The sequence below is a fragment of the Sphingomonas sp. HF-S4 genome (genome assembly GCF_032911445.1).
In the GTDB taxonomy this organism is placed as follows: Bacteria; Pseudomonadota; Alphaproteobacteria; order Sphingomonadales; family Sphingomonadaceae; genus Sphingomonas; species Sphingomonas agrestis.
In genome coordinates this window covers 1,284,860-1,300,994 of record NZ_JAWJEJ010000001.1, presented here as the reverse complement: position 1 = coordinate 1,300,994, position 16,135 = coordinate 1,284,860, and the positions used below count along the sequence as shown (strand labels likewise).

The window sequence follows — 16,135 nt, the reverse complement described above, 5'->3', positions numbered from 1 at the left end:
CCCTCCTCTCGCTGCCCGGCACTTCTTTTACCCGTTGGAGTTGTTACGGTCGCATCATGTCCGATCTGCCCCATATCCTCCTCGTCGATGACGAACGCTCGATCCGCGAGCCGCTCGCGCAATACCTGACCAAGCAGGGGTTCCGCGTGACCCAGGCCGGCGACGCCGAGGGCGCACGCGCGCGCATGGCCGCCTATGCGATCGACCTCGTCATCCTCGACATCATGATGCCCGGCGAAGACGGCCTGTCGCTATGCCGTCACATCCGCGAGACCAGCGAGACCCCGGTGATCCTGCTCACCGCGCGCAGCGAGGAGACTGACCGCATCGTCGGGCTCGAAATGGGGGCCGACGACTATGTCGTGAAGCCGTTTTCCCCCCGCGAGCTCGCCGCCCGCATCAAGGTCGTCCTGCGCCGCATGGCCGCCGGCGGCGCCAAGCAGCACGCGCCCGAGACCGGCAGCTTCGCCTTTGCCGGCTGGGTGCTCAAGACCGGCGAGCGCGCGCTCGTCGATCGCGAAGGCGTCTCGGTCCCGCTCTCGACCGGGGAATACAACCTCCTCCACGCGCTCGTCACGCGCCCCCGCCAGGTGCTCACCCGCGACCAGCTGCTTGATCTGACCCAGGGCCGCGAGGCCGCCGCGTTCGACCGTGCGATCGACAACCAGGTCAGCCGGCTGCGCAAGAAGATCGAGCCCGACGCCAAGAATCCCGCGCTGATCAAGACCGTCTGGGGTGGCGGCTACACGCTCGCCGCCGAAGTCACTCGGCTTTGAGGCGCTTCCTCCCCCGCTCGCTCGCCGGCCAGATGGCGCTGCTCATCGCCGTCGCGCTGTTCGCCGCGCAGGCGCTCAACTTTGCGATCGCGGTGCGCGACCGTACCCAGTTCCGCCTTGCCCAAGCTGCCGGCCAGTCGGTCACCCGCATAACCGACGCGCTCGAGCGCGAGCGGACCAGCGGCCGCCCGCTATCCCCCGATCGCGGCCGCGTCCGCCGCGTCGCCGCCAACCCGATCCCACCCGGGCTCGAGCGCCGCGACGAAGTCGCCGCCGAGCTTCGCGCCCAGCTCGGCGAGCTCGGCATCGCCGCCGGCCGGATCGATACCGGCATCCGCCAGATGGCCCCCGACGAGGGCCGCGACCGCCGCCGCTCCGGCGTCGCGCTGGTCGTCGCGATCGAGCAGCCCGGCAAGGGCTGGCTCACCACCAACGCGCCCTGGTATCGCGCCGATCGTCGGCTGATGGCCGCTTTGGTCTTCCAGACGCTGATCCTCTACGTCATCATCCTGCTGCCGGTGATGTGGATCGTCCGCCGCATTTCGAAGCCGCTGCGCTCGCTCGCCGGCGCCGCGCGCGATTTCCGCCCCGGCGACGGCGCCAACCCCTTGGAGGAGCGCGGCCCCAGCGACGTCCGCGCGGTGATCGCTGCGTACAATGCCCTCAGCTTGCGGGTGAACGCGATGCTCGACGAGAAGGACCGCATGCTCGGCGCGATCGGTCACGATCTGCGCACGCCCCTGGCGGCGCTCCGCGTCCGCATCGAATCGGTCGAGGACGACGACGACCGCACCCGCATGGCCGACACGATCGACGAGATGAACCGCACGCTCGACGACATCCTCAGCCTCGCCCGATTGGGCCGCCCGAGCGAGCCGCCCACCGATGTCGACCTGTCGGCGCTGATCGACGCCGTCGTCGACGATTTCCGCGAGCTCGACCATGACGTCGCGTTCGAGGAGGCGCCGCGGCTCAAGATGCACCTGCGCCCGTCGCTCATGCGCCGCGCGGTGCGGAATCTGATCGAGAACGCAGTCAAATATGGCGGCGGCGCCGAAGTCCGCCTGCTGCCTAGCGAACGCCATGTCGCGATCGAAGTCGCCGATCGCGGCCCGGGCATCCCGCCGGACAAGCTTTCCGCGGTGTTCGCGCCGTTCACTCGGCTCGAGACCTCGCGCAACCGCGACACCGGCGGGATCGGTCTCGGCCTCGCGCTCGCCCGTGCGATCGTCCAGGATGCCGGCGGCGACATCACCCTCGCCAACCGCGACGGCGGCGGCCTCACCGCAACGATCGCCCTGCCGCGTTGACGGTTCCCGTCGCCCGCGCGCTGCGCTAGCAAGGCGGCATGGGGGAGAAGCGCACAATCCTGGTCGTCGGCGGCGGCACCGCGGGGTGGCTCACCGCCGCCTATCTTGCGCGCTTCTTCGAGGGGCGGATCGCGGTCACGTTGCTCGAATCGCCCGATATCGGCATCATCGGCGTCGGCGAAGGCGCCTTTCCGACGATCCGCTCGACGCTCCGCTTCCTCGGCATCGACGAGACACGCTTCATCCGCCAGGCCTCGGCGACGTTCAAGCAGGGCATCCGCTTCGACGACTGGCTCCACGCCCCTGCGGACGGCGCCCGCCACCGCTATCTCCACCCCTTCGAAGCGCCTTTCTACACCGAGGGCGCCAGCCTGGTTCCCTATTGGCTGCTCCAGGACGCTGCCACCCGCCCGCCCTTCGCCGAGGCAGTGACGATCCAGAACCGCGTCGCCGAGGCCCGCCGCGCCCCCAAGCGCCCCGGCGAAGGCGAGTATGCCGGCCCGCTCAACTACGCCTATCATTTCGATGCCACCCGGCTCGCCCAGGTGCTCGAGGCACGCGCCGTCGAACTTGGCGTCCGCCACCTCGAAGGCCGCCTCACCGGCGTCGATCTCGCCCAGGACGGCTGCATCGCCGGCATCCGCACCGATGCGCACGGCGCGTTCGCCGCCGATCTCTATATCGATTGCTCGGGTTTCCGCGCCGAACTGATCGGCAAGGCGCTCGGTGCGCCGCTCACCTCGGTCCGGCATCAATTGTTCACCGATCGCGCGCTCGCCTGCAAGATCCCCTATGATCGCCCCGACGCGCCGCTCGAGAGCTTCACGATCGCTACCGCACACGAAGCCGGCTGGACCTGGGACATCGGCCTCGAAGCGGCACGCGGCATCGGCTGCGTCTACTCCTCCGCGCACCTGTCCGACGATCGGGCAGCCGAGGTGCTGCGCGCCTATATCGGCCATGATGCCTACACCGCGCGGATCATCCCGTTCGAACCGGGCTATCGCGAGACGCAATGGGTCAAGAACTGCGTCGCGGTCGGCCTGTCGGGCGGCTTCCTCGAGCCGCTGGAGTCGACCGGCGTGGTGCTGATCGAGGCCGCGGTCGGCATGATCGCCGAGCTCTTTCCGCACAACGGCCCCGCCGACGCCCCGGCGGCGCGCTTCAACGCGCTGATGGCGGCGCGCTACGCCAACATCATCAACTTCCTCAAGCTCCATTACTGCCTGAGCCGCCGCACCGAACCCTTCTGGCGCGACAATGCCGATCCCGCCTCGATCCCCGAGCCGCTCCAGGAACTGCTCGATCAGTGGCGCTGGCGCCCGCCGAGCCGCTTCGATTTCCTGCTCGACCTCGAAAGCTTCGCTTTCTTCAACTACCAGTACATCCTCTACGGGATGGAATTCGCCACCGACTTGTCGGCAAGCCGCGGCGACTTTCCCGATGTCGCGGGCGCGGAGAAGCTGTTCGCCAGGATCCGCACTTTCGGCGCGCAGGCGACCGAGGATCTGCCGTCACACCGGGCGCTGATCAGAGAGATAAACGCCTAAACCGCTCTCCCTTTGCGGGAGAAGGAAGGGGCCCGCTGCGAAGCAGCGGGAAGAATGAGGGGCCTGTCTCAAGACACACCCCCCTCACCCTTCCCACTCGCTCCCAAGGGGAGCGGCAAATACATCTCAAGCCGCCGCCATCCGGCTGTCGATCTGGTCCAGCTCGCCGGTCTCGCGTGCTTTCCTGCCATAGACGGCCTCGAAAACCGGGGTCGCCATCACCGTGGTGACGATCGCCATCAGCACCAGCATCGAGAACAGGGTCGGCCCGATAATGCCCTTTTGCAGCCCGATATTGATGATGATCAGCTCCATCAGCCCGCGCGAGTTCATCAGCGCGCCGATGCCCAGCGCCGTCCGGTTGTCTTCGCCCGAAAGCCGCGCCGCAGCGTAACACGCGCCGAACTTGGCGACCACCGACACTGCCAGGATCCCAAGCGCGATCAGCAGCAGCGACACCGAATTGACCATGTCCATCCGGGTATTGAGCCCCGAATAGGTGAAGAACATCGGCAGCAGCAGCACCACCGCCAGCGGCTCGACCTTGCGCTTCAACTCCTCGACGAACAGCCCCCGCGGCATGCACGCCCCCATCAGGAAGCCGCCGAAGATCGCATGGATGCCCACTGCGTCCATCAGGAACGCCGACAGGCAGAACAGCAGCATCGTGATCGCGAGCACCTGCGTGCTCATCTCGCCGCGCTTCTCGACCGCGCGGCCCAGCGGCGCAAGCAGCTTCCGCCCGAACAGGATCATGAACGCTACGTAGAGCACCGCCCCGCCGATCGCGATCACTGCCACGCCGGGCCCTGCTCCGAAGGTCGCGAGCACGATCGCCAGGACGCACCACGATGCGGCATCGTCGAAGGCGCCGGCAGTCAGCGAAAGCGTGCCGAGCGACGAATTGGCCAGCCCGCGCTCGTTGATGATCCGCGCGAGCATCGGAAACGCCGTCAGCGCGATGCACGCGCCCATGAACAGCGTCGCGTTGCTCTGGCTAATCCCCGGCGCGAATAGCCCCGGCACGGTCAGCAGGAACGGTGTGATCAGCACCGCGAGCAGGAACGGCGCAGCGATCCCCGCCGCCGACACCGCCGCGGCGCTCTTCGCCTTGGACTGGAAGTGATCGAGCCGCAGCGTCAGCCCAACCATGAACATGTAGAGCCCCACACCCAGCTGCGCGCCGACATAGAGGACGTTGCGCGTCTCCTTCGGGAAGATCGCGAGCTGGAGGTCGGGCAGGAACAGCCCGAACAGCGACGGGCCGAGCACCACGCCCGCAATCATCTCGCCGACGACCTGGGGCTGGTGGAGGAATTTCTGGCCCAGCCAGCCAACCACGCGGCAGGCGAGGATGATCACCGCGAGCTGGAGGAAGAAATGCACGCTGAAATCAGCGGGTGTGTAAGTTTGGGCGGCATTCACCGCGGGCCCGTGCGGACTGAGCACATCGGTCAGCGCGAACCAGGCATTCTCCAGCAAATCCAGCATGCAACCTCCCCCGATCATCTCCACCGCGCGGTCTCTTCGAACCTTCGCGAGCCCCAACGGAGCCCGGCAAGCCCCCGGCACGCAATCCCATTTTCGCTAGGCACATGCGCTTTTCCGGCCTCGGCGGGCTTTTTGTTGCACAGGGCACACGCTATAGGTACGTACCTACATGACAACGTAGACAATTGGCGCATCGGGGGCACGCCATGAAGGTCGTCGGAAGCCGCGAGTTCAACCAGGATGTCAGCGCCGCCAAGCGACTCGCGCGGCTCGAACCGGTGTTCGTCACCGATCGCGGCCGCCCTACCCATGTGCTGATGAGCATCCAGGCCTTCCGCCAGCTGAGCGGCCAGCGCGAGAGCATCGTCGACTTGCTCGCCTTGCCCGTCGCCGCCGAAGTCGAACTCGCCCCGCCCGAGCGCTGGGACGACCGCTGATGTACCTGCTCGACACCCCGATCGTGTTCGCGCTGCGAAAGGCGCGGGCGGGCGGCACCGATTCCGGTTTCGCCGCCTGGGCCGGCGAAGTCCCGCGCGAGCGCCTGTTCCTGTTCGCGCTCAGCCTGGTCGAGCTCGAAGCGACGGTCGTCCGAACGGCCCGGCGCGACAAGCCCGCGGGCACTGCGCTAAGGGCGTGGCTCGACGATCAGGTCGTCCCGGCCTTCGACGGTCATATCCTCCCGCTCGACGCCGCGGTCGCGCGCCGCCGCGGCCAGCTCGGCCTCGCCGAGACCCGCGACGCGCTCTTCGCCGCCACGGCGCTCGAACACGGCCTGACCCTGGTCACGCGCAATCTCGCCGCCTTCAAGGGAACGCGAGTCAGGCTGTTCGATCCCTGGGGCTACCAGCCCAGCGCCCCCGACGAAGACAGCGACTGGCGCACCGCCGGCCGCAGCGGCCCGCTCTGGCTCCGCAATCTGTTCGTGCGGGGGTAGCGCGAGGATAGCGCCGCCCCACCATCGACGTCGTCTCGGCGAGAGCGGGGACGACGACGCAAAGAAAAAGCGCCGGCAGGGCCCAGCCCCACCGGCGCTCGATCTCTTACCACCCCCCTGTCGGGGCGGTCCGGCAAATCAGCCGACGATTTCTTCGGGCTTGAAGAAGTACGCGATCTCGATTGCCGCATTCTCATCCGAGTCCGAACCGTGGACCGAGTTCGCCTCGATCGACTCGGCCAGCTCCTTGCGGATCGTGCCGGGCTCGGCGTTCGCCGGGTTGGTGGCGCCCATGATGTCGCGGTTTCGCTGCATCGCGTTCTCGCCTTCGAGCACCTGCACGACGACCGGGCCCGAGATCATGAACTCGACGAGCTCGCCGAAGAACGGGCGCTCCTTGTGGACCGCGTAGAAGCCCTCGGCCTGCTCGCGGGTCATCTGGATGCGCTTCGAGGCAACGACGCGCAGGCCGCCGTCCTCGAGCATCTTGGTGACCGCACCGGTCAGGTTGCGGCGGGTGGCATCGGGCTTGATGATCGAAAAGGTCCGGGTCGCGGCCATGGCCGTGCGGCTCCTGCTATTGGTGTTGTGGAAAGTCGCGGCTCCCTAGTCCCGGCGCGTCTCGGATGCAAGCGGGGGTGCCGTTCGGATTGTACGCGCGCCTTTCCTTATACGGTGCTCCGGCGAAGGCCGGAGCGTCGGAGAGGGGACCAGGCATTACTCAGCACTCAGGCCGCCTTCTCCCAGCGCCCGTTGTCGTTCTGCTTCCAATAGTTCCGGGTCACCCCCTCGCGTTCGGCCAGCCCCTTCCACGCCGCCCGTGCCTCGCCGATCCGCTCCTCGTCAAAGAAGTGAAACGCCCGGTCGAACCCTAGGGCTTCTTCGCGCCACACGCCGTCGACCAGCGCGATGTTGCGCGCGCCGTTCGCCGCCTCGGGGGTGCCCGCAATCAACACCGGCTGGCGCGCATCGTCGAGCCCGCCCGCCTCGCCATGCGGCAGGAAGCTCTCGGCAGACCAGGTCCATAGCAGCTGGTCGAGCTTCGAGCGCTGTCCGGCTTCCGCGGCGACGATCAGCAGCCGCCCGCCGCTGGCGAGCACCTTGTCGGCGATCTGGGGCAGCGCGCGTTCCAGTGGTAATTGGGTAAGATGATAGAAATCGACCTGCATGGCTCCTGTTAGCGGTTCCGTGCGTTCGGGCAAACGCACGTGACGTTGCGATGCCGCAACCGCTGGGATAGGGCGGAGGCCGCCGCGTGCCGGGAGTGAAGTCAAAGGTGGGAATCGTCGTTACGCGCAAGCTGCTCATGCTGTCGGCCGCGCTGGGTCTGTGCCTTGCCGCCCAGGCGCGCGCGCAGCAGACCGTCGAGCCGAGGGAGGCGCCGGCCAGCCAGCCCGATCTCTCGCAGTCGGTGCCGAGCCCCGAGCTGCAGGACCGCCCCGTCGCGCCCCCGCCCCCCTCGACCGAATCGACCTCGGCCAACCCCGACGAGGTCCAGTTCACCGCGAACGAACTCGAATACGATTATGAGAAGGATATCGTCACAGCCGCCGGCGATGTCCGCCTCAATCGCCGCAGCGACCGGCTGCGCGCCGATCGCGTCGTCTGGAACCGCACCACCGGCCAGGTCGTCGCCGAGGGTAATATCGTCATCGTCAATCCCGAGGGCGACGCCGCTTATGGCGACCGCATCGAGCTGACCGACACCTTGAAGGACGGCGCCGTCGAGAACATGCTCGTGGTGCTCGAAGCCGGCGGCCGGATCGCCGCGCTGCGCGGCAATCGCACCAACGGCGTCATCACCGTCGAGAACGCTGCCTACACCCCCTGCGCAGTGGTCGATTCGGAAGGCTGTCCGAAGGAACCGTCGTGGAAGATCACCGCGCGCCGCGTGGTCTATGATCCCACCAAGAAGCGCATCCGCTATACCGGTGCGCGCATCTCGGTGTTCGGCTTCGCGACGATCCCGCTCCCCGCCTTCTCGCACCCCGTCGGCGGCACCAGCGACGACGGTTTCCTGACTCCCGACGTGCGGCTGGACCGCACCAACGGCTTCCAGGTCGCCTTGCCCTATTATTTCAGCTTCGCGCCCAATCGCGACCTGACGATCACCCCGCGCGTGTTCACCGATGCGCTGCCGATGCTCCAGGGCGAGTATCGTGCGCTCGAAAGCTTCGGCGCCTATCGCGTAACGGCCTATGGCACGTACAGCCGCCGCGCCGATGACCTGACGGTGCCGGTCACTCCCGAGACCTCGAGCAACAATTTCCGCGGCTATATCGACGCGGTCGGCCGCTTCCAGCTCTCGCCCGAATGGAGCGCAAACGCCTCGTTCCGCGTCGCCAGCGACCGCACCTTCCTGCGCCGCTACGACATCTCGCGCGACGACCGGCTGCGCAACAATGTCCGCGTCGAACGGATCGATCCCGACAGCTATTTTTCGATCAATGCCTGGGCAGTGCAGACGCTGAGGGTCGGGGAGCGCCAGGGCCTCCAGCCGATCGTACTCCCCGAGCTCGATTATCGCCGGCGAATGGATGACGGGCTGCTCGGCGGTCGCTTCGAGTTCCAGCTCAACACGCTCGGCATCGCACGCACCGACGGGCAGGATTCGCAGCGTGCATTCGCCAGCGCCCGCTGGGACCTGCGCAGGCTCACCGCCTGGGGCCAGGAAGTGACCTTCACCGCCTATGGCCGCGCCGACGCCTATAACACCCATGACACGCTCACCACGTCGATCCCAAGCTATCGCGGCGACGAGGGCTTCCAGTTCCGTGGGGTCGCCGCTGCGGCGGTCGACGTCAAATGGCCGCTGATCGGCGCGATGTTCGGCGGCACCCAGCGCATCACGCCGCGCTTCCAGGTCGTCGCCGCGCCTAGGCTGGAGAACCTCGCCGTCCCCAACGAGGATGCGCGCGCGGTGGATCTCGAGGATTCTAACCTGTTCGCGCTCAATCGCTTCCCGGGATACGACCGGTTCGAGGATTCGACGCGCTTCACCTGGGGCGTCGACTATTCGCTGTATTTGCCGGGGTTCAGCGTGGACGCCAATGTCGGGCAGAGCTACCGCCTGGACTCGCGGCCGACGATCTTCCCCGACGGCACCGGGCTCACCGATCGTGTCTCCGACATCGTCGGCCGCACAGTGGTGCGCTTCCGCGACTTCCTTGCCTTCACCCACCGCTACCGGCTCGACAAGGATAACCTCGCGATCCGTCGCAACGAGATCGACGCAACGGTCGGCTCGCGCAGCACCTATGTGCAGCTCGGCTATCTTCGGCTCGACCGCAACATCGGCGGGACGCTCGAAGATCTGCAGGACCGCGAGGAGGCGCGCGTCGCTGGCCGCGTGCAGATCGCGCGCTTCTGGTCGGTCTCGGGCGCGGCGTTGATCGACCTGACCAATGCGGAGGAGGATCCGCTGTCGCAGGCCGACGGATTCGAGCCGCTGCGCCACCGGCTCGGAATCACCTATGAGGATGACTGCCTCCGCCTGGGCGTGACCTGGAAGCGCTATTATTCGACCACCGGCGACGCGCAACGCGGCAACGCCTATCTTTTGTCGCTGGCGTTCAAGAATCTGGGGCGCTAGCGTGGCGCGCGGCGGGGCGTAGCTTCCGTCAGCCTTGGTTCAGGCACAATTGGCGAGTATGCGCCACGATCTCCCGGGATGGATGAGGGTACGGCTCCACGTGAACATCGGTGTTGCAACGGCGGCGCGCTTCGGCCGCAAGACTATTCTGGCGCTCGGCTTGGCGGGAGTCGCGTCGATCGCGATCGCGCAGACCGTGCCCGATCAGCAGGTTCCGCAGACCGGCCTGGATATCCCCAAGAACTTCCAGCTCTTCGGCAAGTCCGATCCGAACATTCGTAAGCCGACCGCGATCGTCAACAGCGCGGTGATCACCGGCACCGATGTCGATCAGCGCGTCGCGATGGTGATCGCGATCAGCAAGCTCAACTTGAAGCCTGAGGAGAAGGACCAGCTCAAGGTCCAGATGCTCCGCCAGCTGATCGACGAGTCGCTCCAGATCCAGGAAGCCAAGGCCAACGAGATCACCGTCGATGCCAAGGAGATCGAAACGAGCTTCGCGCGCGTTTCCAAGAACTTCCAGCGCACGCCCGAGCAGATGCGCACCTGGCTCAAGGAAGTCGGCGCCTCCGAGCGCACGATCCGCCGCCAGATCGAGGCCGACATCGCCTGGAGCCGCCTGCTGCGCCGCCGCGTCAACATCAACGTGGGCGAAGCCGAAGTGAAGGCGATGATTGATCGCATGAAGGCCGCCAAGGGCAGCGACGAGTTCCACGTCTACGAAATCTACATGAACGCGACTCCCGATCGCGCGCAGGAAGTGCATGGCAACATGCAGAAGATGATCCAGCAGATGCGCGAGGGGGCGCCGTTCGACTACCTCGCGCGGACCTATTCGGAAGCATCGACCAAGTCGGTGGGCGGCGATCTCGGCTGGGTGCGCCCGGCGATGCTGCCCGACGATCTCGCAAAGGCGGCGCAGGAGATGCAGCCCGGCCAGGTTGCCGGCCCGATCCAGCTGCCCACCGGCTTCTCGATCCTCTACCTCGCCGAGAAGCGCAAGGTGCTCACCGCCGATCCGCGCGACGCCAAGCTGAGCCTGCGCCAGGTCGCGATCAACTTCCCCAAGGGTACCAGCGAAGCCCAGGCTTCGGCCCGCGCCGGCGAGTTCGCCACCGCGACTCAATCGATCAAGGGTTGCGGCGACGTCGCCAATATCGCCAAGGCGCAGAATGCCGAAGTCGTCGATCGCGACGGCATCCAGATCAAGGAACTGCCGCCCGCGCTGCAGAACATGATCATGCCGCTTCAGGTCGGCCAGGTCACCCAGCCGTTCGGCTCGGTAGAGGACGGCGTGCGCGTGCTCGTGCTGTGCGGCCGCGACGATCCCAAGGAGGCCTATGAGCCTTCGGTCGAGCAGGTCCAGGAGAAGCTCGAGGAAGATCGGACCAACCTACGCGCCCAGCGCATGATGCGCGACCTGCGCCGCGACGCGCTGGTCGAATATCGCTGAGGTGACCGCCGAGCGGATGCTCCCGCCGCTCGCCATCGCTCTGGGTGACTCCGCCGGAATCGGGCCGGAAATCACCGCCAAGGCATGGAGCGCACGAATACTGCATTCGCTCCCGCCGTTCTTCGCGGTTGGCGATCCCCGCGCGGTCGAGAAAGTATGGGACGGCCCGATCGCGCGGATCAGCGATCCGGCCCAGGCGGTCGCCGCCTTTACCGAGGCGCTGCCGATCCTGACGGTCGGCGATGTCGGCGATGTCGTGCCAGGCTTCCCCGATGTGGAAAGCGCGCGCTGTGCGCTCCAGTCGCTCGAAGTCGCTTCCGGGCTGACGCGCTCGGGCGCGGCGAGCGGGCTGGTGACCGGGCCGGTCTCCAAGGCGCAGCTCTACCGGATCGGTGTCACCCATCCTGGCCAGACCGAGTTCGTCGCCGAGCGCTGCGGCGTCTCGGGCGACAACGCCGTGATGATGCTCGCCGGGCCGACGCTCCGGGTGGTGCCGATCACCGTCCATGTCGCGCTCGCCGACGTGCCGCATTTGATCTCGTCCGAGCTGATCGTCGCCAAGGCTCGCGTCACCGCGCGCGGACTCCACCGCAATTTCGGCATCGAGCGCCCGCGCCTCGCCTTTGCCGGGCTCAACCCCCATGCCGGCGAGGGCGGCGCGATCGGCCGCGAGGAGATAGACATATTGATGCCGGCGATCGAGCAGCTCCGCGCCGAGGGCATCGACGCCGTCGGTCCCTTCGCCGCCGATACGATGTTCCACGCCCGCGCCCGCGCCGGCTATGACGCCGCGCTCTGCCTCTATCACGACCAGGCACTGATCCCGATCAAGACCCTACATTTCGACGACGGGGTGAACACCACGCTCGGCCTCCCTATCGTCCGTACCTCGCCCGATCACGGCACAGCGTTCGGCATTGCCGGGCGCGACGAGGCCAATCCCGGCGCGATGATCGCGGCGATCCGCATGGCCGCAGCCCAGGCCGAGCGCCGCGCAGAAGCCGCCGCGAACCCGTGACTGAACTGCCGCCGCTCCGCGAAGTCATCAAGAAGCACGGTCTCAGCGCGAGCAAGGCGCTGGGGCAGAACTTCCTGTTCGACCACCAGTTGCTCGCGCGCATCGCCAAGGTGCCGGGAGACCTGGCCGGTGCCGAAGTCTTCGAAGTCGGCCCAGGTCCCGGTGGCCTCACGCGTGCGCTGCTGGAAGGCGGCGCCTCGGTCACCGCTGTCGAGCGCGACCGCCGCTGCATCCCCGCGCTGGCGGAGCTCGGCGAGTTCTTCCCCGGCAAGCTCGAGGTGATCGAAGGCGACGCGCTCGAAGTCGATGCCCCGGCGCTGTTCGCGGGCAAGCCGCATGTCGTCGCCAACCTGCCCTACAATGTCGGCACTGCGCTGCTCATCGGCTGGCTCTCCGCCGAATGGAAGCCGTGGTGGGCCAGCCTAACGCTGATGTTCCAGAAGGAAGTCGCCGAGCGCATCGTCGCTCAGGCGGGGTCGGAGGCCTATGGCCGGCTTGCTGTGCTTGCGCAGTGGCGCTCGACCCCGCGCATCGCGATGACCGTTCATCGCTCGGCCTTCACCCCGCCGCCCAAGGTGATGTCGGCGGTAGTCCATATCGTGCCTACGGAAGCACCAGAGGGCGTGAAGCTCAAGACCTTGGAAGCGCTCACCGCCGCCGCGTTCGGCCAGCGGCGGAAGATGCTGCGCCAGAGCCTCAGGGGCGTTCCCGGCGCGCTCGCCGCGATGGAGCAGCTCGGGATCGAGTCGAGTCGTCGCGCCGAGACGGTGTCAGTCGCCGAGTTCGTGTCGCTTGCGCGAGTGCTCGGTTAGGGCTTCGCCGTCTCGGGCTTGGTTGGCTCGGCCTGCGCGGTCGTCGTCGGCGGCGGCCCCTTGTCGATCGATGCGGCCAGCACCGTGGCGTCGTTGCACGCCCCCGCCCCGCAGATCGTCCTGATCTTGGCGAGGTTATCCTTCGCCTTGGTGGTCGCGCCCTTGGCGACCAGCGCCTCGCCCTGCCCGCGCAGCGCCGCCAGGTCGTTGGGCTCGAGCGCCAGCGCCTCGCTGTAGAAGCGAATCGCCTTGCCCGGCAGGCCACGGCCGCGGGCGATCTCGGCGAGGACCACATAGGCCTCGCGGTTGCGCGGATCGACGGCGAGTGCGCTCTCCAGCGCATCCTGCGCACCTTCGAGGTTGCCTGCGGCGCGCGCAAGGCGCCCTTCCTGCAGCAAGGCAAGCGATTTGGGATCGATCTGGGCGTCGGGGCGCTGCGCCATCAGCGAGGTCGAGACCGAAAGCACCATCAGCGCGGCAGCAGCCGAAATCGCGGTAACTCGCATGGAAATCTCCGAAAACCGTGTCGGCGCTATCATGGCCGGATCATCTTCGCGACAAAAAAGCCGTCGGTCGAGTCCCCCAGCGGCGTGAGCCGCACCCCGGCGCCGCGCGGCCTGCCCGCCCCCAGCGCCAGCGTCTCAACGGTCCAGCCGGAATAGGCGTTCAGGAAGGCCTGAACCTGGCTGGCGCCCTCGTCGTCGAGCACCGAGCAGACGATATAGACCAGCGCCCCGCCCGGCCGCACCAGTTCGGCGGCAAGCCCCATTATATGGCGCTGGGTCGCGACCAGCTTGTCGAGCCGCTCGTGCGTCAGCCGCCAGCGCGCCTCCGGATTGCGCCGCCAGGTGCCCGTGCCCGAGCAGGGCGCGTCGACCAGCACGATATCGCTGCCGACGACCTGGTCGCCGAGCTGCTCGGCCTCGCGATTTGGATTGAGCAGCCGCGTCTCGGCCATCGTCACACCCGCCCGCACCGCACGTTCGGGCAAGCGCTGCAGCCGCCCGCGATCCACGTCGCAGGCGAGGATGCTGCCCCGGTTGGCCATCAGCGCCGCCAGCGCCAGCGTCTTGCCGCCACCCCCTGCGCACAGATCGACCACCCGCTGCCCGGGCTCGGCGCCGGCCGCCAGCGTCACGACCTGGCTGCCGGCGTCCTGCACCTCGAACCTGCCCTCGGCATAGGCCGACAATTGATCGACCCGCGTGTCAGCCGGCAAGCGCAGGCCATCGGGCGCGAAGCCCAGCGGCTCGGCGCCCGGCAATGCGGCCGCGATCTCCTCGCGCGTCGCCTTGAGGCGATTGACGCGGATGTCGAGCGGGGCGCGGTCTAGCAACGCCGCCTGTTCCTCGATTCCGATATCCGATGCGCGCAGCTTCTTGATCAGCCAGCCCGGCGCATGACCGGCCGTGGCGACGGGTTCGCCCGCCTCGATCGTCGCAGGACCATAAGGCGAGCCGTCGAACGTCGCCGCCAGTTCGGGCCGCTCGGCGACCAGCGCCAGCATCGCCGCGCGCCCGCTCTCTGGCCGCTCGCCACAGCGCCGGATCGCGTCGTAGATCAGCTCGCGCACCGCGCGGCGGTCCTTGGACCCAGCAAAACGCCGCTCGGCGAACCAGCGCGCGATCAGCGTGTCGGCGGCCGCGCCCTGATCGCGGGCCGCAGCGATGATCCGGTCGAGCAGGTCGATCGCCGCCTGGGTGCGGGCAGCGGGCGTCATGGTTCAGCGCGTCGGATAATTGGGTGCCTCTCGGGTGATCGTCACGTCGTGGACGTGGCTCTCCTTAAGCCCCGCGCCGGTGATCCGCACGAACTTCGCCTTCTTCTGGAATTCGGCGATTGTCGGCGCACCGACATAGCCCATCGCCGCCTTCACGCCGCCGACCAGCTGGTGGACGACGTCCTTCGCGCTGCCCTTATAGGGCACCTGGCCCTCGATCCCCTCGGGCACCAGCTTCAACTGGTCCTTGATGTCCTGCTGGAAATAGCGATCGGCCGAGCCGCGGGCCATCGCGCCGACCGAGCCCATGCCGCGATACGACTTGTAGGCGCGGCCCTGGTACAGGAAGGTCTCGCCCGGCGCTTCCTCGGTGCCCGCCAGCAGCGATCCGACCATGCAGGTCGAGGCACCCGCCGCGAGCGCCTTGGCGAGGTCGCCCGACGTGCGCAGCCCGCCATCGGCGATCACCGGCACGCCCGACTTCGCCGCCTCGCCCGCCGCGTCCATCACTGCGGTGAGCTGGGGCACGCCGACGCCCGCGACCACGCGGGTGGTGCAGATCGAGCCCGGCCCGATACCGACCTTGAGCCCGTCCGCACCGGCATCGATCAGCGCCTTGGCGGCCTCGGCCGTGGCGATGTTACCCGCGACGACCTGGACGCGGTTGGAGAGCTTCTTCACGCGCTCGACCGCGCGGCCGACATCCTTGTTGTGGCCATGTGCGGTGTCGATGACGATCAGATCGACTTCGGCATCGACCAGTGCCTCCGTCCGCGCGAAACCCTTGTCGCCCACCGTCGTCGCCGCGGCGACGCACAGCCGGCCCGCATCGTCCTTGGTGGCATTCGGGAAATTGACTGCCTTCTCGATATCCTTGACGGTGATCAGCCCGACGCAGCGATAGTCGGCATCGACCACCAGCAGCTTCTCTATCCGCCTGGAATGGAGCAGCCGACGCGCCTCTTCTTTGCCGACGCCCGCGGCGACGGTCGCGAGATTCTCGCGCGTCATCAGCTCGGAGACCGGCTGGTTGGGGTTCTCGGCGAAGCGGACGTCGCGGTTGGTGACGATACCGGCGAGCTTGCCGCTCGCCTCGACCACCGGGATGCCACTGATCTTGTGCCGCTCCATCAGCGCCCGCGCCTCGCCCAGCGTGCCGTTCGGCGCCATCGTGATCGGATTGACCACCATCCCGCTCTCATACCGCTTGACCGCGCGCACCGCCTCGACCTGCTCCTCCACGTCGAGGTTGCGGTGGAGCACGCCGATCCCGCCCAATTGCGCCATCACGATCGCCATGTCGGCTTCGGTGACGGTATCCATCGCCGAAGAGAGGATCGGGATGTTGAGCGCGAGCCCCTTGGTCACGAAGGTGCGGGTGTCCGCCATGCTCGGCAGGACTTCCGACTCGCCCGGATAGAGAAGGACGTCGTCGAAGGTGAGGCCGAGGGGTATATCCATGGGGTGCGCCAAAGTCCT

At 67.6% G+C, this 16,135-nt stretch carries 15 protein-coding genes; 9 read left to right on the top strand and 6 right to left on the bottom strand.

Annotated elements, in window-relative coordinates:
- Positions 1-56: 56 nt before the first annotated feature.
- The 3 genes from RZN05_RS05480 to RZN05_RS05470 are packed head-to-tail and all read left to right on the top strand — an operon-like array spanning position 57 to position 3,636.
- Positions 57-776, top strand: a complete 720-nt coding sequence (locus RZN05_RS05480; RefSeq protein ID WP_317225610.1) for a response regulator — start codon at positions 57-59, stop codon at positions 774-776.
- A gap of 32 nt (positions 777-808) precedes the next feature.
- On the top strand, positions 809-2,086 hold the full coding sequence (locus RZN05_RS05475; protein WP_317225609.1) for a sensor histidine kinase: 1,278 nt from the start codon (positions 809-811) through the stop codon (positions 2,084-2,086).
- 38 nt (positions 2,087-2,124) lie between these two features.
- Entirely contained in the window at positions 2,125-3,636 is a 1,512-nt protein-coding gene (locus tag RZN05_RS05470) for a tryptophan halogenase family protein (RefSeq protein ID WP_317225608.1), read from the top strand.
- Between the two features lie 126 nt (positions 3,637-3,762).
- On the opposite strand, the gene RZN05_RS05465 is transcribed toward RZN05_RS05470, so the two are convergent.
- Positions 3,763-5,127 carry a cation:proton antiporter gene (locus RZN05_RS05465; protein WP_317225607.1) on the bottom strand — a complete coding sequence of 455 codons (1,365 nt, stop codon included), beginning with the start codon at positions 5,125-5,127 and terminating at the stop codon, positions 3,763-3,765.
- A gap of 206 nt (positions 5,128-5,333) precedes the next feature.
- Here RZN05_RS05465 and RZN05_RS05460 point away from each other — a divergent pair, with 206 nt between their 5' ends.
- Both RZN05_RS05460 and RZN05_RS05455 read left to right on the top strand, forming a co-directional pair.
- Positions 5,334-5,564, top strand: coding sequence for a type II toxin-antitoxin system Phd/YefM family antitoxin (locus RZN05_RS05460; RefSeq protein ID WP_317225606.1), 231 nt, complete (start codon positions 5,334-5,336; stop codon positions 5,562-5,564).
- Complete coding sequence (locus tag RZN05_RS05455) at positions 5,564-6,061, top strand: type II toxin-antitoxin system VapC family toxin (RefSeq protein ID WP_317225605.1); 498 nt, start codon at positions 5,564-5,566, stop codon at positions 6,059-6,061. The genes RZN05_RS05460 and RZN05_RS05455 overlap by 1 nt, the downstream gene beginning before the upstream one ends.
- A gap of 138 nt (positions 6,062-6,199) precedes the next feature.
- Here the strand turns inward: RZN05_RS05455 and ndk are convergent, their stop codons facing one another.
- Positions 6,200-6,622, bottom strand: a complete 423-nt coding sequence (gene ndk / locus RZN05_RS05450; protein WP_066794654.1) for a nucleoside-diphosphate kinase — start codon at positions 6,620-6,622, stop codon at positions 6,200-6,202.
- Between the two features lie 167 nt (positions 6,623-6,789).
- Positions 6,790-7,230 (bottom strand): DNA polymerase III subunit chi, encoded by a 441-nt coding sequence (locus RZN05_RS05445; protein ID WP_317225604.1) that lies wholly within the window; start codon positions 7,228-7,230, stop codon positions 6,790-6,792.
- A 137-nt stretch (positions 7,231-7,367) separates the two neighbouring features.
- Here RZN05_RS05445 and RZN05_RS05440 point away from each other — a divergent pair, with 137 nt between their 5' ends.
- Genes RZN05_RS05440 through rsmA form a run of 4 tightly spaced genes read left to right on the top strand, consistent with a single transcriptional unit; the run spans position 7,368 to position 12,936 of the window.
- Positions 7,368-9,653, top strand: coding sequence for an LPS-assembly protein LptD (locus RZN05_RS05440; RefSeq protein ID WP_317227568.1), 2,286 nt, complete (start codon positions 7,368-7,370; stop codon positions 9,651-9,653).
- A gap of 58 nt (positions 9,654-9,711) precedes the next feature.
- Positions 9,712-11,106: a peptidylprolyl isomerase gene (locus tag RZN05_RS05435; protein ID WP_317225603.1), complete on the top strand. Its 1,395-nt coding sequence runs from the start codon at positions 9,712-9,714 to the stop codon at positions 11,104-11,106.
- 16 nt (positions 11,107-11,122) lie between these two features.
- Entirely contained in the window at positions 11,123-12,124 is a 1,002-nt protein-coding gene (pdxA, locus tag RZN05_RS05430; protein ID WP_317227567.1) for a 4-hydroxythreonine-4-phosphate dehydrogenase PdxA, read from the top strand.
- A complete protein-coding gene (gene rsmA / locus RZN05_RS05425; RefSeq protein WP_317225602.1) occupies positions 12,121-12,936 on the top strand; it encodes a 16S rRNA (adenine(1518)-N(6)/adenine(1519)-N(6))-dimethyltransferase RsmA in 816 nt (271 codons plus the stop codon). The genes pdxA and rsmA overlap by 4 nt, the downstream gene beginning before the upstream one ends.
- Here the strand turns inward: rsmA and RZN05_RS05420 are convergent.
- The 3 genes from RZN05_RS05420 to guaB are packed head-to-tail and all read right to left on the bottom strand — an operon-like array spanning position 12,933 to position 16,117.
- Positions 12,933-13,442: a tetratricopeptide repeat protein gene (locus RZN05_RS05420; RefSeq protein WP_317225601.1), complete on the bottom strand. Its 510-nt coding sequence runs from the start codon at positions 13,440-13,442 to the stop codon at positions 12,933-12,935. The genes rsmA and RZN05_RS05420 overlap by 4 nt on opposite strands.
- A 29-nt stretch (positions 13,443-13,471) precedes the next feature.
- A complete protein-coding gene (locus RZN05_RS05415; protein ID WP_317225600.1) occupies positions 13,472-14,656 on the bottom strand; it encodes an RsmB/NOP family class I SAM-dependent RNA methyltransferase in 1,185 nt (394 codons plus the stop codon).
- Between the two features lie 3 nt (positions 14,657-14,659).
- Complete coding sequence (guaB, locus tag RZN05_RS05410) at positions 14,660-16,117, bottom strand: IMP dehydrogenase (protein WP_317225599.1); 1,458 nt, start codon at positions 16,115-16,117, stop codon at positions 14,660-14,662.
- Positions 16,118-16,135: the final 18 nt, after the last annotated feature.

Bases quoted from the DNA above. Each gene is read 5' to 3' on its own strand.
- RZN05_RS05480 (WP_317225610.1), top strand. From the start codon at position 57: ATGTCCGATCTGCCCCATATCCTCCTCGTCGATGACGAACGCTCGATC.
- RZN05_RS05475 (WP_317225609.1), top strand. From the start codon at position 809: ATGGCGCTGCTCATCGCCGTCGCGCTGTTCGCCGCGCAGGCGCTCAAC.
- RZN05_RS05470 (WP_317225608.1), top strand. From the start codon at position 2,125: ATGGGGGAGAAGCGCACAATCCTGGTCGTCGGCGGCGGCACCGCGGGG.
- RZN05_RS05465 (WP_317225607.1), bottom strand. From the start codon at position 5,127: ATGCTGGATTTGCTGGAGAATGCCTGGTTCGCGCTGACCGATGTGCTC.
- RZN05_RS05460 (WP_317225606.1), top strand. From the start codon at position 5,334: ATGAAGGTCGTCGGAAGCCGCGAGTTCAACCAGGATGTCAGCGCCGCC.
- RZN05_RS05455 (WP_317225605.1), top strand. From the start codon at position 5,564: ATGTACCTGCTCGACACCCCGATCGTGTTCGCGCTGCGAAAGGCGCGG.
- ndk (WP_066794654.1), bottom strand. From the start codon at position 6,622: ATGGCCGCGACCCGGACCTTTTCGATCATCAAGCCCGATGCCACCCGC.
- RZN05_RS05445 (WP_317225604.1), bottom strand. From the start codon at position 7,230: ATGCAGGTCGATTTCTATCATCTTACCCAATTACCACTGGAACGCGCG.
- RZN05_RS05440 (WP_317227568.1), top strand. From the start codon at position 7,368: ATGCTGTCGGCCGCGCTGGGTCTGTGCCTTGCCGCCCAGGCGCGCGCG.
- RZN05_RS05435 (WP_317225603.1), top strand. From the start codon at position 9,712: ATGCGCCACGATCTCCCGGGATGGATGAGGGTACGGCTCCACGTGAAC.
- pdxA (WP_317227567.1), top strand. From the start codon at position 11,123: ATGCTCCCGCCGCTCGCCATCGCTCTGGGTGACTCCGCCGGAATCGGG.
- RZN05_RS05420 (WP_317225601.1), bottom strand. From the start codon at position 13,442: ATGCGAGTTACCGCGATTTCGGCTGCTGCCGCGCTGATGGTGCTTTCG.
- RZN05_RS05415 (WP_317225600.1), bottom strand. From the start codon at position 14,656: ATGACGCCCGCTGCCCGCACCCAGGCGGCGATCGACCTGCTCGACCGG.
- guaB (WP_317225599.1), bottom strand. From the start codon at position 16,117: ATGGATATACCCCTCGGCCTCACCTTCGACGACGTCCTTCTCTATCCG.